The 13,563-nt window shown below is 59.7% G+C and carries 17 protein-coding genes; 9 read left to right on the top strand and 8 right to left on the bottom strand.

Annotated features, from left to right (window positions below; genetic code table 11):
• Nucleotides 1-145 precede the first annotated feature (145 nt).
• Genes KCG87_RS07430 through gnd form a run of 3 tightly spaced genes read right to left on the bottom strand, consistent with a single transcriptional unit; the run spans nucleotide 146 to nucleotide 3,452 of the window.
• On the bottom strand, nucleotides 146-955 hold the full coding sequence (locus KCG87_RS07430; protein ID WP_096796547.1) for an HAD family hydrolase: 810 nt from the start codon (nucleotides 953-955) through the stop codon (nucleotides 146-148).
• Nucleotides 952-2,475 carry a glucose-6-phosphate dehydrogenase gene (zwf, locus tag KCG87_RS07425; RefSeq protein WP_210557244.1) on the bottom strand — a complete coding sequence of 508 codons (1,524 nt, stop codon included), beginning with the start codon at nucleotides 2,473-2,475 and terminating at the stop codon, nucleotides 952-954. Before zwf ends, KCG87_RS07430 begins: the two co-directional genes overlap by 4 nt.
• Entirely contained in the window at nucleotides 2,472-3,452 is a 981-nt protein-coding gene (gene gnd / locus KCG87_RS07420; protein ID WP_210557246.1) for a phosphogluconate dehydrogenase (NAD(+)-dependent, decarboxylating), read from the bottom strand. The genes zwf and gnd overlap by 4 nt, the downstream gene beginning before the upstream one ends.
• A 274-nt stretch (nucleotides 3,453-3,726) precedes the next feature.
• Between gnd and KCG87_RS07415 the strand changes: the two genes are divergently transcribed.
• Both KCG87_RS07415 and KCG87_RS07410 read left to right on the top strand, forming a co-directional pair.
• Complete coding sequence (locus tag KCG87_RS07415; protein ID WP_007964649.1) at nucleotides 3,727-3,909, top strand: DUF6026 family protein; 183 nt, start codon at nucleotides 3,727-3,729, stop codon at nucleotides 3,907-3,909.
• Nucleotides 3,910-4,108: 199 nt separating this feature from the next.
• Nucleotides 4,109-5,857 carry a phosphoethanolamine transferase CptA gene (locus KCG87_RS07410; protein WP_135295891.1) on the top strand — a complete coding sequence of 583 codons (1,749 nt, stop codon included), beginning with the start codon at nucleotides 4,109-4,111 and terminating at the stop codon, nucleotides 5,855-5,857.
• 341 nt (nucleotides 5,858-6,198) lie between these two features.
• On the opposite strand, the gene galU is transcribed toward KCG87_RS07410, so the two are convergent.
• Nucleotides 6,199-7,038, bottom strand: coding sequence for a UTP--glucose-1-phosphate uridylyltransferase GalU (gene galU, locus KCG87_RS07405; RefSeq protein WP_007912230.1), 840 nt, complete (start codon nucleotides 7,036-7,038; stop codon nucleotides 6,199-6,201).
• Nucleotides 7,039-7,296: 258 nt separating this feature from the next.
• On the opposite strand from galU, the gene KCG87_RS07400 reads away from it, so the two are divergent.
• Nucleotides 7,297-7,482, top strand: coding sequence for a hypothetical protein (locus KCG87_RS07400; protein WP_007964653.1), 186 nt, complete (start codon nucleotides 7,297-7,299; stop codon nucleotides 7,480-7,482).
• Nucleotides 7,483-7,632: 150 nt separating this feature from the next.
• On the top strand, nucleotides 7,633-7,920 hold the full coding sequence (locus KCG87_RS07395) for a hypothetical protein (protein WP_007964655.1): 288 nt from the start codon (nucleotides 7,633-7,635) through the stop codon (nucleotides 7,918-7,920).
• Nucleotides 7,921-7,923: 3 nt separating this feature from the next.
• Here the strand turns inward: KCG87_RS07395 and KCG87_RS07390 are convergent, their stop codons facing one another.
• Nucleotides 7,924-8,154 (bottom strand): hypothetical protein, encoded by a 231-nt coding sequence (locus KCG87_RS07390; protein ID WP_007964656.1) that lies wholly within the window; start codon nucleotides 8,152-8,154, stop codon nucleotides 7,924-7,926.
• Between the two features lie 72 nt (nucleotides 8,155-8,226).
• Nucleotides 8,227-8,583, bottom strand: a complete 357-nt coding sequence (locus KCG87_RS07385; RefSeq protein ID WP_027612690.1) for a hypothetical protein — start codon at nucleotides 8,581-8,583, stop codon at nucleotides 8,227-8,229.
• 212 nt (nucleotides 8,584-8,795) lie between these two features.
• Between KCG87_RS07385 and KCG87_RS07380 the strand changes: the two genes are divergently transcribed.
• From KCG87_RS07380 to ada, 5 genes are all read left to right on the top strand, one after another.
• Nucleotides 8,796-9,098: a DUF1883 domain-containing protein gene (locus KCG87_RS07380; RefSeq protein ID WP_024164475.1), complete on the top strand. Its 303-nt coding sequence runs from the start codon at nucleotides 8,796-8,798 to the stop codon at nucleotides 9,096-9,098.
• A 30-nt stretch (nucleotides 9,099-9,128) separates the two neighbouring features.
• On the top strand, nucleotides 9,129-9,299 hold the full coding sequence (locus KCG87_RS07375) for a hypothetical protein (RefSeq protein WP_096796544.1): 171 nt from the start codon (nucleotides 9,129-9,131) through the stop codon (nucleotides 9,297-9,299).
• 95 nt (nucleotides 9,300-9,394) lie between these two features.
• The gene (locus KCG87_RS07370; RefSeq protein ID WP_210557249.1) at nucleotides 9,395-10,105 is read left to right on the top strand and encodes a 2OG-Fe(II) oxygenase; all 711 of its coding nucleotides are present in this window, start codon (nucleotides 9,395-9,397) and stop codon (nucleotides 10,103-10,105) included.
• A 5-nt stretch (nucleotides 10,106-10,110) separates the two neighbouring features.
• Entirely contained in the window at nucleotides 10,111-10,776 is a 666-nt protein-coding gene (alkB, locus tag KCG87_RS07365; RefSeq protein WP_210557432.1) for a DNA oxidative demethylase AlkB, read from the top strand.
• Between the two features lie 86 nt (nucleotides 10,777-10,862).
• Nucleotides 10,863-11,930 carry a bifunctional DNA-binding transcriptional regulator/O6-methylguanine-DNA methyltransferase Ada gene (ada, locus tag KCG87_RS07360; RefSeq protein WP_210557251.1) on the top strand — a complete coding sequence of 356 codons (1,068 nt, stop codon included), beginning with the start codon at nucleotides 10,863-10,865 and terminating at the stop codon, nucleotides 11,928-11,930.
• Here ada and KCG87_RS07355 read toward each other — a convergent pair.
• Complete coding sequence (locus KCG87_RS07355; protein WP_139053887.1) at nucleotides 11,927-12,385, bottom strand: GyrI-like domain-containing protein; 459 nt, start codon at nucleotides 12,383-12,385, stop codon at nucleotides 11,927-11,929. The two genes, ada and KCG87_RS07355, sit on opposite strands and share 4 nt — an antisense overlap.
• A 61-nt stretch (nucleotides 12,386-12,446) precedes the next feature.
• Entirely contained in the window at nucleotides 12,447-13,430 is a 984-nt protein-coding gene (locus tag KCG87_RS07350; protein WP_210557252.1) for an MDR family oxidoreductase, read from the bottom strand.
• Nucleotides 13,431-13,563 lie beyond the last annotated feature (133 nt).

The following is a 13,563-nucleotide window of genomic DNA, read 5'->3' as shown; positions in this document are numbered from 1 at the left end:
GCGCTCAGCCAATGGCTCTGACTACACGCGATTAAAACTGTGGGAGCGGGCTTGCTCGCGAAGACGGAGTGTCAGGCACTTGATGTGTTGACTGATACTCCGCATTCGCGAGCAAGCCCGCTCCCACAGTTTGTTTCCGGATGAATCAGCGACCGAGGATGTACTTCTCGATCGCCTGCGCCACGCCGTCGTCGGTGTTTGGCGCGGTGACCACGTCAGCCTGGCGCTTCACCGCCTCTTCCGCCTGCCCCATGGCAATCGACAATCCCGCGCAATGGAACATCGCCGGGTCGTTGCCGCCATCGCCAATCGCGGCGGTCTGCGCCAGCGGGATATCGAGGTGCGCGGCAATGGTTGCCAGTGCGGTGCCCTTGTTGGCCTCCAGCGCCGTCACGTCCAGGTACACCGGTTGCGAACGCGAAACCTGAGCCATGCCGCTGACCTTGGCTAACAGGCGCGCCTCAAGCTCGATCAGCAGATCGGTGTTGTTACTGGTGGCGACGATCTTGTCGATGCGCTCCAGGTACGGCTCGAAACTCTCGACCACCACCGGCGGATAACCGAGGCCGTGCTGTTCGCGCGGCACCATCGGCCCGTGCGGATCCTTGAGCAACCAATCGCCACCGCTGAACACCCAGATTTCCACATCCGGCTGGTCGGCAAACAACGCCAGAGCAATCAGCGCGGTCGGCACCGGCAGGTAATGCGCCACCAACAGACTGCCATCCGGATTGACGATGGTGCCGCCATTGAAAGCGGCGGTCGGCAGATCGACGCCCAAGGCTTCGATCTGCTGCAACATGGCTTTGGGTGGGCGCCCGGTGGCCAGGCTGAACAACACGCCGGCCTCGCGCAGCGAACGAACGGCGTCAATGGTGCGCTGGCTCAGACTGTGATCGGGCAGCAGCAGCGTGCCGTCCATGTCACTCAATAAAAAGCGGATCGATTCACTCATCCCAGACCATGCCAGACGCGACCGTCGCGAGTCAGCAGATCATTGGCGGCTTGCGGGCCGTCTTCCCCGGCAGCGTAAGTCTGCACACTCGCATCCTGTTGCCAGGCATCGAGGAAGGGCTGCACCGCGCGCCAGCCGTTCTCGATGTTGTCGGCGCGCTGGAACAGCGTCTGGTCGCCGGTCAGGCAGTCGTAGATCAGCGTTTCGTAGCCGGTGGACGGCTGCATCTCGAAGAAATCCTTGTAGGCAAAACCCAGCTCGATGTTGGCCATGTTCAACGCCGGCCCCGGCCGTTTGGCCAGCAGGTCGAACCACATGCCTTCGTTAGGCTGGATCTGAATGCGCAGATAGGTCGGCTGCAACTCGTCGACCTCGGTGTCACGGAACTGTGCGTACGGCGCTGGTTTGAAGCAGATGACGATCTCGGTGTCGCGCACGCTCATGCGCTTGCCGGTACGCAGGTAGAACGGCACGCCGACCCAGCGCCAGTTGTCGATCATGACTTTCAGCGCGACGTAGGTTTCGGTGTTGCTGTCAGGCGCTACGTTGGCTTCCTGCCGATAGCCATTCAACGCTTTGCCATCGACTTCACCGGCGCGGTACTGACCGCGTACCGAGTTGGCTCGCGCCTCTTCAACGCTCCACGGGCGGATCGCGCCGACCACTTTGGCCTTCTCGCCGCGCACGGCGTCAGCGCCGAACGCGGCCGGCGGTTCCATGGCGACCATCGCCAGCAACTGGAACAGGTGATTGGGCACCATGTCACGCAGCGCACCGGTGTGCTCGTAAAAACTGCCACGGGTTTCGACGCCGACGGTTTCTGCCGCGGTGATTTGCACGTGGTCGATGTAATGGTTGTTCCAGAAGGCCTCGAACAGGCTGTTGGAGAACCGGCTGACCAGAATGTTCTGCACGGTTTCCTTACCCAGGTAATGGTCGATCCGATAGATCTGTTTTTCGGACATGACCTTGAGCAGGCAGGCGTTCAACGCTTCGGCAGTTTGCAGATCGGAGCCGAACGGCTTCTCGATCACCACCCTTCTGAACGCTTCCGGGGTTTCCTCCAGCAGTTTGGCCGCGCCGAGACGGCGTACCACTTCACTGAAGAAACGTGGCGCGGTGGCCAGGTAGAACACCGCATTGCCAGTGCCGCTGTCGGCAATTTTTGCCGCCAGCGCGGAATAAGTGCTGTCGTCCAGGAAGTCGCCCTGGACGTAGCTGATGCCTTTGGCGAGCTTGGCCCACAAGACCGGATCAAGCATCTGATCGCCCTTGCCGACTTTCGCCGCCACTTCGGTACGGATGAAGTCTTCGAGTTTTTGCGCGAAGGCTTCATCGGTAATGGCGTTGTGATCAACGCCGACGATCCGCAGATTCTCGTCAAGCAAGCCGTCGCGACTGAGGTTGTACAGCGCCGGCATCAGCAAGCGCTTGACCAGGTCGCCGTGGGCACCGAACAAAAACAGCGTGGTCGGTGGTGCGGGTTCTGCCTTGGATTTTCTGCGGATCGTATGGGTCATTTCTTCGGTGTCTCCACGTGGCCGCCGAAGCCGAAGCGCTGGGCCGAGAGAATCTTGTCGCCAAAAGTGCCCTGCCCGCGCGAGCGGTAGCGCGAGAACAGCGAGTTGGACAGCACCGGAACCGGCACCGCCTGCTCCATGGCCGCTTCGATGGTCCATTGACCTTCGCCGCTGTCAGCCACCGAACCGGAGAAGCCGTCGAGTTTCGGGTCGTTGGCCAGTGCGTCGGCGGTCAGGTCGAGCAGCCAGGACGAGACCACGCTGCCACGACGCCAGACTTCGGCGATGTCGGCCACGTTCAGGTCGAAACGCTGATCTTCTGGCAGACGCTCGCTGGACTTGGTCTTGAGGATGTCGAAGCCTTCGGCGAACGCGGCCATCATGCCGTACTCGATGCCGTTGTGAATCATCTTCACGAAGTGCCCGGCACCGGCAGGACCGGCGTGGATGTAGCCGTGCTCGGCGCGGTGATCCTCGGATTTGCGATCCCTGGTACGCGGAATGTTGCCCATGCCCGGCGCCAGCGCTGCGAACAGTGGGTCCAGACGGTTCACGGTCTCGGCGTCGCCGCCGATCATCATGCAGTAGCCGCGCTCCAGGCCCCAGACGCCGCCGGAGGTACCGACGTCGATGTAGTGCAGGCCCTTCTCGGCCAGGGTTTTCGCCCGGCGAATGTCATCCTTATAGTTGGTGTTGCCGCCGTCGATGATGGTGTCACCGGCTTCCAGCAAGTCGCTCAGAGTGTTGATGGTGTCTTCGGTCGGCGCGCCGGCCGGCAACATGACCCATACGGCACGTGGCTTGGCCAGGCCTGCCACCAGAGCGGGCAGGTCGGCAACGCCGGTGGAGCCCTCGGCGACCAGGTTATCGATGAAAGCGGTATTGCGGTCGTAAACAACGGTGGTGTGACCGTTGAGCATCAGACGTCGCGCAATATTGCCGCCCATGCGGCCCAGTCCAATAATCCCGAGTTGCATGTGCTGATGCTCCTTACTACAAATAAATGTGTGTCATTGGTTATAGCCCAACGCGACTGATGGAGGTTAGTCCAGAGCGTTGCGATGAAGTTTCCGGGCATTGTGCCCGATCCAGACTGATAACGCCCCGAATCCTGCCGAAGACACACCGACCATGAAAAATAAAAAAGTTCCATTCACGGGCAAAAGAAATCAAAATTGGCGCCGATAGCAAGTCAGTAGCCCCGACGCGGGGACGATTTGCAGTTGAGACACGCCATTTGCGAGGTGAGCAATGGGCACAGTACACACAGCAATGCCGCCACAAACCCTGTACGTCACGATCCGTCGCGATGAATTGCGCCAGTTGAAAGACGAGCGCGACCAATTGAAGCAGGAGCTGGCGCAGCTGCGCTCGCTGACCCAGGGCGCTCAGCCCAAACCTCTGCCGGTGGTCCAGCGCCATCCGCACGCCTGACCTGCCCCGCCAGCTTCGGGAACGGCGCCTGTCGTTCCCGACATGATGCTCCCCTGCCCCTGATCAGCAACTAACGAAGTTTTCACACTGCCTTGGTGATACTCCGGCCCATTCTGGCCGTGCGTTTGCGCGCGGCTTCCGTTCGTCGGTTTGATGTAGCGCTCCGACGGTGGTTAGTGACGATGAGCTGGAGTGCTGAATGGCATTGTTCAAACGCAGCAAAACGACTGCGACAGGTTTCGACTGGGCCGGGGTTCTCTGGCTGTTCGCTTTCTTCTGGTATTTCTCGGGCATCACCCAACTGTTGATTCAACTGACCGGTACCTCCGGTTTCAGCGGTTTCCGTCAGGCCTTCGTGATGAGCGCGCTGTGGCTCGCCCCGATGCTGGCGTTTCCCAAACGCACCAAACTGCTGGCCGCGCTGATCGGTATCGTCCTGTGGGCCTGCTCGATGGCCAGCCTGGGTTATTTCTTCATCTATCAGCAGGAATTCTCGCAAAGCGTCATCTTCATCATGTTCGAGTCGAACATCTCTGAAGCCGGCGAGTACATGACCCAGTACTTTGCCTGGTGGATGATCCCGGCGTTCCTTGCCCATACCGCTTTCGCCTATTTCCTGTGGACCCGCCTGCGCCCGGTGTACATGCCCCGAGGCCGCGCGTTCGTGGCTGCGATCGCGATCGTTTTCGCCGTAGTCGGCTACCCGCTGATCAAACAGACCCAACGTACCGGCAGTTTCGCCGGCGGTTTCGAGAAGTTCGAAGACCGTATCGAGCCAGCCGTGCCTTGGCAGATGGCGGTGGCTTACCACCGTTACCTCGACACCCTGGCCGGCATGCAGGACATGCTGCACAGCACCAGCAAAGTGCCGCCGCTGCATAACCTCAAGGTGACCGATGCCGATAAACCGTCGACCCTGGTGCTGGTGATCGGCGAGTCGACCAACCGTCAGCGCATGAGCCTGTACGGCTATGGACGTAAGACCACGCCGGAACTGGACAAGCTCAAGGATCAGCTCGCGGTGTTCGACAACGTCATCACCCCGCGCCCTTACACCATTGAAGCGCTGCAGCAGGTCCTGACCTTCGCCGACGAAGAGAACCCTGATCTGTACCTGTCCACGCCGTCGCTGGTCAGCATGATGAAACAGGCCGGTTACAAGACCTTCTGGATCACCAACCAGCAGACCATGACCAAGCGCAACACCATGCTCACGACCTTCTCCGAGCAGGCCGACGAGCAGGTGTACCTGAACAACAACCGCAACCAGAACGCCGCGCAGTACGACGGTGACGTGATCGAGCCGTTCAACAAGGCGCTGACCGACCCGGCGCAGCGCAAGCTGATCGTCGTGCACTTGCTCGGCACTCACATGAGCTACCAGTACCGTTATCCGCCGACCTTCGACAAGTTCCAGGACCGTACCGGCGTGCCGGCCGGCGTGCGTGACGATCAGGTGCCGACCTACAACAGCTACGACAACGCCGTGCTGTACAACGATTTCGTGGTGTCCAGCCTGATCAAGGACTACGCCAAGTCCGATCCGAACGGTTTCCTGCTGTACCTCTCCGACCACGGTGAAGACGTGTTCGACTCCGCCGGCCACAACACCCTCGGCCGTAACGAGAACAAACCGACCGCGCCGATGTACACCATTCCGTTCATGGCCTGGGCGTCGCCGAAATGGCGCGAGAACCACGACTGGAACTTCGCCGCCGACCTGGGCCGGCCGTACAGCAGCTCGCACCTGATCCACACCTGGGCGGACATGGCCGGTTTGAGTTTCGATGAACTGGACCGCAGCAAGAGTCTGGTCAGCGACAGCTTCAAACCACGTCCGCTGATGATCGGCAACCCGTACGAGCGCGAGCAGCGCGCCTTGATCGACTTCAGCCTGATGAAGCCGAAAAAGGTCGACCCTGCCGCAGCGAATGTCGTGCAGCAGTAACCGCTCGGAAGGCATCGGTTTCGAGAGATCGCAACCGGTGTAACGCATAAAGAAAAAGCTCCGTATCGCAAGATACGGAGCTTTTTTCGTTTTGGGCGGTCAGGTAGCCCGCTTTATGGGGCTCTACTGTACCGCCTGAGGGAAATCGGAGCAGCCAGCATGCTCGCACGTACCCTCCTCCCTGAAAGAGCAGCCAGCGCGCTCACAGGGCGCCAGTAAATTGCACCAGCAGGATCAAGGATTGTTCCAGCACAAAAACAAACGCCCCGAACAAGTCGGGGCGTTTGTGGGTGCGTTCACTTGGGTGCTTTCACACCCTTCGCGATGCAGGTCCGGCGCTATCAGTAAGCCTTGCCGGTCTTGTAGAAGTTCTCGAAGCAGAAGTTGGTGGCTTCGATGTAGCCTTCGGCGCCACCGCAGTCAAAACGCTTGCCCTTGAACTTGTAGGCCATGACGCAGCCGTTCTGGGCCTGCTTCATCAGGGCGTCGGTGATCTGGATTTCACCACCCTTGCCTGGTTCGGTCTGTTCGATCAGGTCGAAGATGTCCGGGGTCAGGATGTAACGACCGATGATCGCCAGGTTCGACGGCGCGTCTTCCGGCTTTGGCTTCTCGACCATGCTGTGTACGCGGTAGATGTCGTCGCGGATCATCTCGCCGGCGATCACGCCGTACTTGCTGGTTTCCTGCGGATCGACTTCCTGGATGGCGATGATCGAGCAGCGGAACTGCTTGTACAGCTTGACCATCTGGGTCAGTACGCCGTCGCCTTCGAGGTTGACGCACAGGTCGTCCGCCAGTACCACGGCGAACGGTTCGTCACCGATCAGCGGGCGACCGGTGAGGATCGCGTGGCCCAGACCTTTCATTTCGGTCTGACGGGTGTAGGAGAACGAGCACTCGTCGAGCAGCTTGCGGATGCCGACCAGGTATTTCTCCTTGTCGGTGCCTTTGATCTGGTTTTCCAGCTCATAGCTGATGTCGAAGTGGTCTTCCAGAGCGCGCTTGCCACGACCGGTCACGATCGAGATTTCAGTCAGGCCAGCGTCCAGAGCTTCTTCAACGCCGTACTGGATCAGTGGCTTGTTTACCACCGGCAGCATTTCTTTGGGCATGGCTTTAGTCGCTGGCAGGAAGCGAGTACCGTAACCGGCTGCTGGGAACAAGCATTTCTTGATCATATAAGTCCTTGAAAGGGCTGTGTGTACGAGTTTCGGCGCAGTCTAATCAGGCGGCGTGCACCTTACAATGCCCCGCACTGGCTAACCAATGCCAACATAGAGAAATATTCTCGCCGATAGTTCCGTTGGCGACTGCGACCCGCGAAAACAGAGTAGCTCAAACACGCAAATGCGCTGCATCACCATACGCTCATCATCCCCCAATGTGAGGATTTGTCGGTATCATGGCGCCTTTGAACCAGCGAACGAGACAGATAGATGGCCGCGGTAAAAATCATCAACGGGTATGTGATCGACAAGAAAGACGGCAAGTGGAACCTGACCACGACCAATGGCGAACACATCGCCGGTCCTTTCGACAGCGAGCAGCTGGCGACTGATGTAGCGTCGGTATTCACCGACACCCCTGCGTCGTCCAAACGCCGTGGCAAAGATCAGGACTGATCTGTTGCGACACGCGCCGAGCCCTGCCCTTGTGCAGGGCTTTTTTGTGGCCGCTCGCAGCATGATGAAAACAAGTGGCCAATCGCTATAACCTTTTCATGCTGGCGCTGTCAGAGCGTTTAGCCCCTCCCTCGCTGAAGACGACACACTATGAACATGAACAGAATGCTGCCGCTGATCGCGGTATTGGCCCTCGGTGGCTGTGCCACCTCGGAAACCACCTACCTGAACAACGGCGAACAGGGCTTGAGCATCGACTGCTCCGGGGAAGCCAACTCCTGGGCTACGTGCTACGAAAAGGCTGACGCCTCCTGCGCCGGCACCGGCTATCGCATCGTCGGTACCGACGGCACGCCAGCGCCCAAGGAGAGTGACAAAACCCTGGGGGTCGACGTCGGCAACTACAAGAACCGCAGTGTGGTGGTGGTCTGCAAATAGACCCTACATGTGGATCTCGGCGAACTTGATCCCGAGCCCGCGCACGACCTCGATCAGGTCGTCTAGCCGGGCAAAGGATTCGACTTCGTCGTTATCGTCCACCAGAAAATAGCTGCGACCGGCGCTCTTCTTGAAAAACACGATCCACTCGCCCGAGTTCGCCGGATTTTGAATCACATGCGTGGCAGAGATAAGGCCCTCTGCATGCCGTTCCCGTACTTGCTCTCGCTTCATGCGCGACTCCAGAAATGAAAATGCCGTCACAGCAAGACTGTGACGGCATCGGTGCTGATGGCCGCTATTCTATCAGCCGGAAATACAGGCATTGGCGGCGTTTTGCACGTCACGGGGACGAACCGGCACATTGGACATCCGCTCATGCAGCTTGATGCTGCTGCCGCCGGAACGGTCTTCGATATCAAACACCGCAGCCGCGCCGGTGGAAAATTTCCCGGGAACAATCACTCGCACGCCATCCTTGTGCGGCTGCATCTGCAGCGCGCCGCGGCTGTTGGCAAGCTTGTCGGCCAGGCACTGAGCATACTCATGGGGTTTCTTGCCGGAAATCACGCTCATGGTGGGCAAGGTTTCGTTGATTTCGGAAACACTCGCGCAACCACCCACGACCAACATCAACGGCAGACACACCACACCCCACTTCATACAAATACCTCCCATAAAGACCCTCGGACAGCAGTAATGCCATTTTTCTCCGAGGCTTACTCCATTAAACCCGCATGGAATCGCGAATAACTGTTTTTAATTGTCAAAGCAGCGCTCGACGGCGGGATAATAACCCGTTCGGGCTGATAAACTGCGCCAATCGCACATGCTATCGTTTTGATTTAGTAGAAAAAGCCCTTCTGGAGGCGCCCATGAAATTCATTCACCAGCGCGAGCACCTCAACGAAGACGACATCGTCGTCATCCAATGCTCGCAAACCTGCAACATCCGCTTGATGAACGACGCCAACTTCCGCGCGTTCAAGAACGGCGGCCGCCACACCTACCACGGCGGCGCTTTCGACACGTTTCCTGCGCGCATCACCGCGCCGAGCACCGGTTTCTGGAACATCACCATCGACACCGTCAACCGTCGCGCCATCAGCGTCACGCGCAAGCCGACCCTGACCCACTCGATCAAGATCATCCGCCGCTCCAGCTCCAAACTGAGCTGAGTCGCCCCTGACAAAAAGGTAAGCACGACCGTGGCCCAAACGACCAAATACGTCATCAAATACAAGCTCAACGGTGAACGCCGTTTCGAGTTCGCGCAACTGGAAAACGGCACCGTCGAAGAGGCCAAGGCCGCACTGGATGCCATCCATGGCACCACCGAAGACGTGATCAGCGACATCGCCGTGAGCAAAGCCCTGTAACACCACATTACGGGATTCGACCGCAAGCGGCGGAGTGTTCTGCCGCCGGTATTTGCCCAGACTGACAGCCTCGACCAAAGGGTTCAGGAGTCAGCATGTCAATGTCCCCGTCTCGGCTGGATGCGCTCGATTGGGCAAGCCTCGAACAGCATCTGGATCAATATGGCTATGCCATCGTCCGCTCGTTGCTGTCGGCGCAAACCTGTGAACGCTTGAGCGCCCTGTATTCGCAGACCGAACCGTTTCGTTCGCAGGTCATCATGGCCCGCCACGGTTTCGGTCGCGGGGAATACAAGTACTTCAGCTATCCCCTGCCGACAGCCATCGAACGTCTGCGCACTGCGTTTTACCCGCGCCTGGTGCCACTGGCCAACCGCTGGTACGAACGCATGAATGTGCCTGTACGCTTTCCCGCAACCCATTCCGAGTTTGTGCAGCGCTGTCAGGCTGCCGGCCAGCTGCGGCCGACACCCTTGCTGTTGCAATACGGCCCGCAGGACTACAACTGCCTGCATCAGGATCTGTACGGAGAACTGGTTTTCCCACTGCAAGTGGCGATTCTTCTGTCGCAGCCCGGAGAGGATTTTGCCGGTGGTGAGTTCGTCCTGACCGAGCAGCGTCCACGCATGCAGTCGCGCCCGCACGTTGTGGCTCTGCACAAGGGTGACGCGGTTATATTCGCGGTCAACCAGCGCCCGGTCAACGGCACACGCGGCGATTATCGAGTGACCATGCGTCACGGCGTCAGTCGCCTGCACAGCGGAAATCGGCATACTCTGGGCATCATCTTCCACGACGCATCATGAACACCATGCACCCGACCACCTTCGACCTGTTCGCCGACCACGAACCCGAGCAACAACCCCGCGCCGAGCAGATCGGCGAACAATCGTGGGTGTTGCGCGGCTTCGCCCTGCCGGTGATCGATCAACTATTGCCAGCGCTGGAAGCCATTCTCGCCGTAGCACCGTTGCGCCACATGATGACCCCGGGCGGTTTCAGCATGTCGGTGGGCACCAGCAGTTGCGGAACCCTGGGCTGGATCACCGACCGTAGCGGTTATCGCTACAGCACCGTCGACCCGCTGAGTGGCCAGCCCTGGCCGGCGATGCCAGAAGTGTTGTCGGAACTGGCGCGCAAAGCAGCACAGCGCGCTGGATTTGCCGACTTTCATCCAGACTCCTGCCTGATCAACCAATATGTCCCCGGCGCGAAAATGTCTTTGCATCAGGACAAAGACGAAAATGCCTACGCGGCGCCGATCGTTTCGCTGTCATTGGGGTTGCCGGCGATGTTCCTGTTCGGTGGTTTTTTGCGCAGCGACAAGAGCCAGCGCATTCCTCTGCTGCACGGCGATATGGTGGTCTGGGGCGGGGTCGATCGCTTGCGTTTTCACGGTGTGCTGCCGATCAAACCCGGGCGGCATCCACAGTTGGGCGAACGCCGGATCAACCTGACCTTGCGTGTCGCCGGGTGATCTGAAAAGTTTGACCGCAAGGCCCGGAGTGCTACCAACATTGCCGCTGGTTAACCTGAATCAAACAGGTCAACGGACTACTCGCCATGAAAAAGCTTTCGCCCCTCATCAACGTTGAAACCGATCCACGCTGGGCCGCTGTCGTTGCACGGGACCCGCGGGCCGACGGGCAGTTTGTCTATGCGGTGAAAACCACCGGCATCTATTGCCGCCCCAGCAGCCTTTCACGTTTGCCCAAGCCGCAGAACGTCGAGTTCTTCGAAAGTGCTCAAGCTGCCGAGGCGGCGGGTTACCGCCCAAGCAAGCGCACCCGCAAGGATCAGACTGAAGTCGCCAGCCAGCACGCCGCGACCGTGGCGATGGCCTGTCGGCAGATCGAGTCGAGTGAAACAGTGCCCTCGCTCAATGAACTCGCCGAAACCGCCGGCCTCAGCCCTTTCCATTTTCATCGGGTGTTCAAGGCCGCAACCGGCCTGACACCAAAGGGTTACGCGGCGGCGCATCGTTCGCGCCGGGTGCGTGAACGGCTCGCGGATGGCGGCACGGTGACCGATGCGCTGTACAACGCGGGTTTCAATTCCAACAGCCGCTTTTATGAGGCAGCCGACAAGGTGCTGGGGATGAAACCCGGTGACTACCGCGCTGCAGGACGCAACAACGACATTCATTTTGCGGTTGGCCAATGTTCGCTCGGGGCAATTCTGGTGGCGCAGAGTGAGCGCGGCGTGTGCGCGATTCTGTTGGGCGACGATCCGCATCAACTGGTGTGCGATCTGCAGGATCAGTTCCGTCAGGCCAACCTGATTGGCGCCGATGCCGGCTTCGAGCAGTTGATTGCCAAGGTGGTGGGTTTCATCGAAGCGCCAGCGCTCGGCCTCGACTTGCCACTGGATGTGCGTGGCACAGCGTTCCAGGAGCGGGTGTGGCAGGCGTTGCGGGAAATCCCGGTGGGTCGCACCGCCAGTTACGCCGAAATCGCCCAACGCATTGGCGCGCCGACGTCCATGCGCGCCGTGGCGCAAGCCTGCGGCGCCAACCGTCTGGCCGTGGCAATCCCCTGCCATCGCGTGGTGCGTAGCGATGGCAATCTGTCGGGGTATCGCTGGGGAGTAGAGCGTAAGCGCCAGTTGCTGGAACGCGAAACCCAGTCTTAGCGCACGCCGATGTAGACCGACACGGACTCGGGGCCGGTGTAGGCCTCGAAGTCGGTAGCGTAACGGCGCTGAATCTGCGGATTGGCTGCAAAGAAGTCCCAGATCTTTCCCCAGGTCGAGATGACCGCATCAGGCAACGGCCCCTGCGCTTCGAACACCAGATACTCGCCCGCTTCGATCCGCACGGACTCAAAGTCTTTGACTGAAGCATTCACGGCAACGCCAGCGGTAACGTCAAACGCACCCGAAGCATCCGACTCGTAAGCCGAATACACGCCATAAATCGGCGAATGGGCTGACTTGCCGGGAATGGATTCGGCCAACTCCTCGCCGAAAAACCGGCCCCACATCGGGCCGATTTTCGCGGTTTCGGGTTGGTGCTCTGCGGCGTTGGTGGTGCGAACCTGCAGGCCAGCAACGGTGAAGGCGTCGATTTGCTGTCGTTTCAAATCCATCGAAATTGCGGCTCCCTGTATAGAAGTGCGGCCACACAGGGCCGCAATGACACCTACTTTGTCAGCGATTGACGTCGACCACAACCCTGCCGCGAAGCTGTCCGGCGAGCAGTTTTGGCGCCGCGTCGATGGCTTCGCTGAGGGCGATTTCATGACTGATCAATGGCAACAGGGCGAAGTCCAGATCCTTGGCCAGACGCGCCCAGGCCTCGATCCGCCGCGCTTTGGGCTGAGTTACGCTGTTGATCCCTGCCAGCGTCACGCCGCGCAAAATGAACGGCGCCACCGACGCCGGAAAATCCATGCCCTGAGCCAGACCGCAGGCAGCGACGGTGCCCTCGGCGCGGGTACTGGCGCAAGCGTTGGCCAAGGTGTGACTGCCGACCGAATCGATCACTGCGGCCCAGCGTTCCTTAGCCAAGGGCTTGCCCGGCTCAGACAAAGTTGCGCGGTCGATGATCTCGCTGGCACCCAGTTGCTTCAGGTACTCATGCTCGGACACCCGGCCGGTGGACGCCACCACGCGATAACCGAGTTTGCTGAGCAAGGCGATGGCGAAACTGCCCACCCCGCCATTGGCGCCAGTCACCAGCACTTCGCCCTGATCCGGGGACACGCCGTTACGCTCCAGCGCCAGAATGCACAGCATCGCCGTGTAGCCGGCGGTACCGATGGCCATGGCTTGCGCGGCGGTAAAGGCTTTGGGCAACGGAATCAGCCAGTCGCCATTGAGCCGCGCCTTCTGCGCCAAACCGCCCCAGTGACTTTCGCCCACCCCCCAACCATTGAGCAGCACCTGATCACCGGCCTGGTAGTCGGGATGCGAACTGACTTCCACCGTGCCCGCCAGATCGATCCCCGGCACCATCGGAAACTTGCGCACCACCGGACTGCTGCCGGTGATCGCCAGACCGTCCTTGAAGTTCAGCGTGCTGTACGCGACCTTCACCGTCACGTCGCCATCGGGCAACTGCGCTTCGCTGATCTGCTGCAGGCTGGCGCGGTAACCGTCGTCGTCTTTGTCGATCAAAATGCCGTTGAACATGGCTGCCTCTCAATCAATGATTTCAAATCCTCGTGCCCTGAAATAACACAAAGCAACACATTGCCCCACCCGACTTTGCGCCAATTCGCAAATCCGCCAAGTAATTGTGAAGCGGGCGGCTATGCTTTTTCGA

The sequence above is a fragment of the Pseudomonas sp. MWU347 genome (genome assembly GCF_017947305.1).
In the GTDB taxonomy this organism is placed as follows: Bacteria; Pseudomonadota; Gammaproteobacteria; order Pseudomonadales; family Pseudomonadaceae; genus Aquipseudomonas; species Aquipseudomonas putida_A.
This window is presented reverse-complemented; position numbering and strand designations above follow the sequence as displayed.

Bases quoted from the DNA above. Each gene is read 5' to 3' on its own strand.
- KCG87_RS07430 (WP_096796547.1), bottom strand. From the start codon at position 955: ATGAGTGAATCGATCCGCTTTTTATTGAGTGACATGGACGGCACGCTG.
- zwf (WP_210557244.1), bottom strand. From the start codon at position 2,475: ATGACCCATACGATCCGCAGAAAATCCAAGGCAGAACCCGCACCACCG.
- gnd (WP_210557246.1), bottom strand. From the start codon at position 3,452: ATGCAACTCGGGATTATTGGACTGGGCCGCATGGGCGGCAATATTGCG.
- KCG87_RS07415 (WP_007964649.1), top strand. From the start codon at position 3,727: ATGGGCACAGTACACACAGCAATGCCGCCACAAACCCTGTACGTCACG.
- KCG87_RS07410 (WP_135295891.1), top strand. From the start codon at position 4,109: ATGGCATTGTTCAAACGCAGCAAAACGACTGCGACAGGTTTCGACTGG.
- galU (WP_007912230.1), bottom strand. From the start codon at position 7,038: ATGATCAAGAAATGCTTGTTCCCAGCAGCCGGTTACGGTACTCGCTTC.
- KCG87_RS07400 (WP_007964653.1), top strand. From the start codon at position 7,297: ATGGCCGCGGTAAAAATCATCAACGGGTATGTGATCGACAAGAAAGAC.
- KCG87_RS07395 (WP_007964655.1), top strand. From the start codon at position 7,633: ATGAACATGAACAGAATGCTGCCGCTGATCGCGGTATTGGCCCTCGGT.
- KCG87_RS07390 (WP_007964656.1), bottom strand. From the start codon at position 8,154: ATGAAGCGAGAGCAAGTACGGGAACGGCATGCAGAGGGCCTTATCTCT.
- KCG87_RS07385 (WP_027612690.1), bottom strand. From the start codon at position 8,583: ATGAAGTGGGGTGTGGTGTGTCTGCCGTTGATGTTGGTCGTGGGTGGT.
- KCG87_RS07380 (WP_024164475.1), top strand. From the start codon at position 8,796: ATGAAATTCATTCACCAGCGCGAGCACCTCAACGAAGACGACATCGTC.
- KCG87_RS07370 (WP_210557249.1), top strand. From the start codon at position 9,395: ATGTCAATGTCCCCGTCTCGGCTGGATGCGCTCGATTGGGCAAGCCTC.
- alkB (WP_210557432.1), top strand. From the start codon at position 10,111: ATGCACCCGACCACCTTCGACCTGTTCGCCGACCACGAACCCGAGCAA.
- ada (WP_210557251.1), top strand. From the start codon at position 10,863: ATGAAAAAGCTTTCGCCCCTCATCAACGTTGAAACCGATCCACGCTGG.
- KCG87_RS07355 (WP_139053887.1), bottom strand. From the start codon at position 12,385: ATGGATTTGAAACGACAGCAAATCGACGCCTTCACCGTTGCTGGCCTG.
- KCG87_RS07350 (WP_210557252.1), bottom strand. From the start codon at position 13,430: ATGTTCAACGGCATTTTGATCGACAAAGACGACGACGGTTACCGCGCC.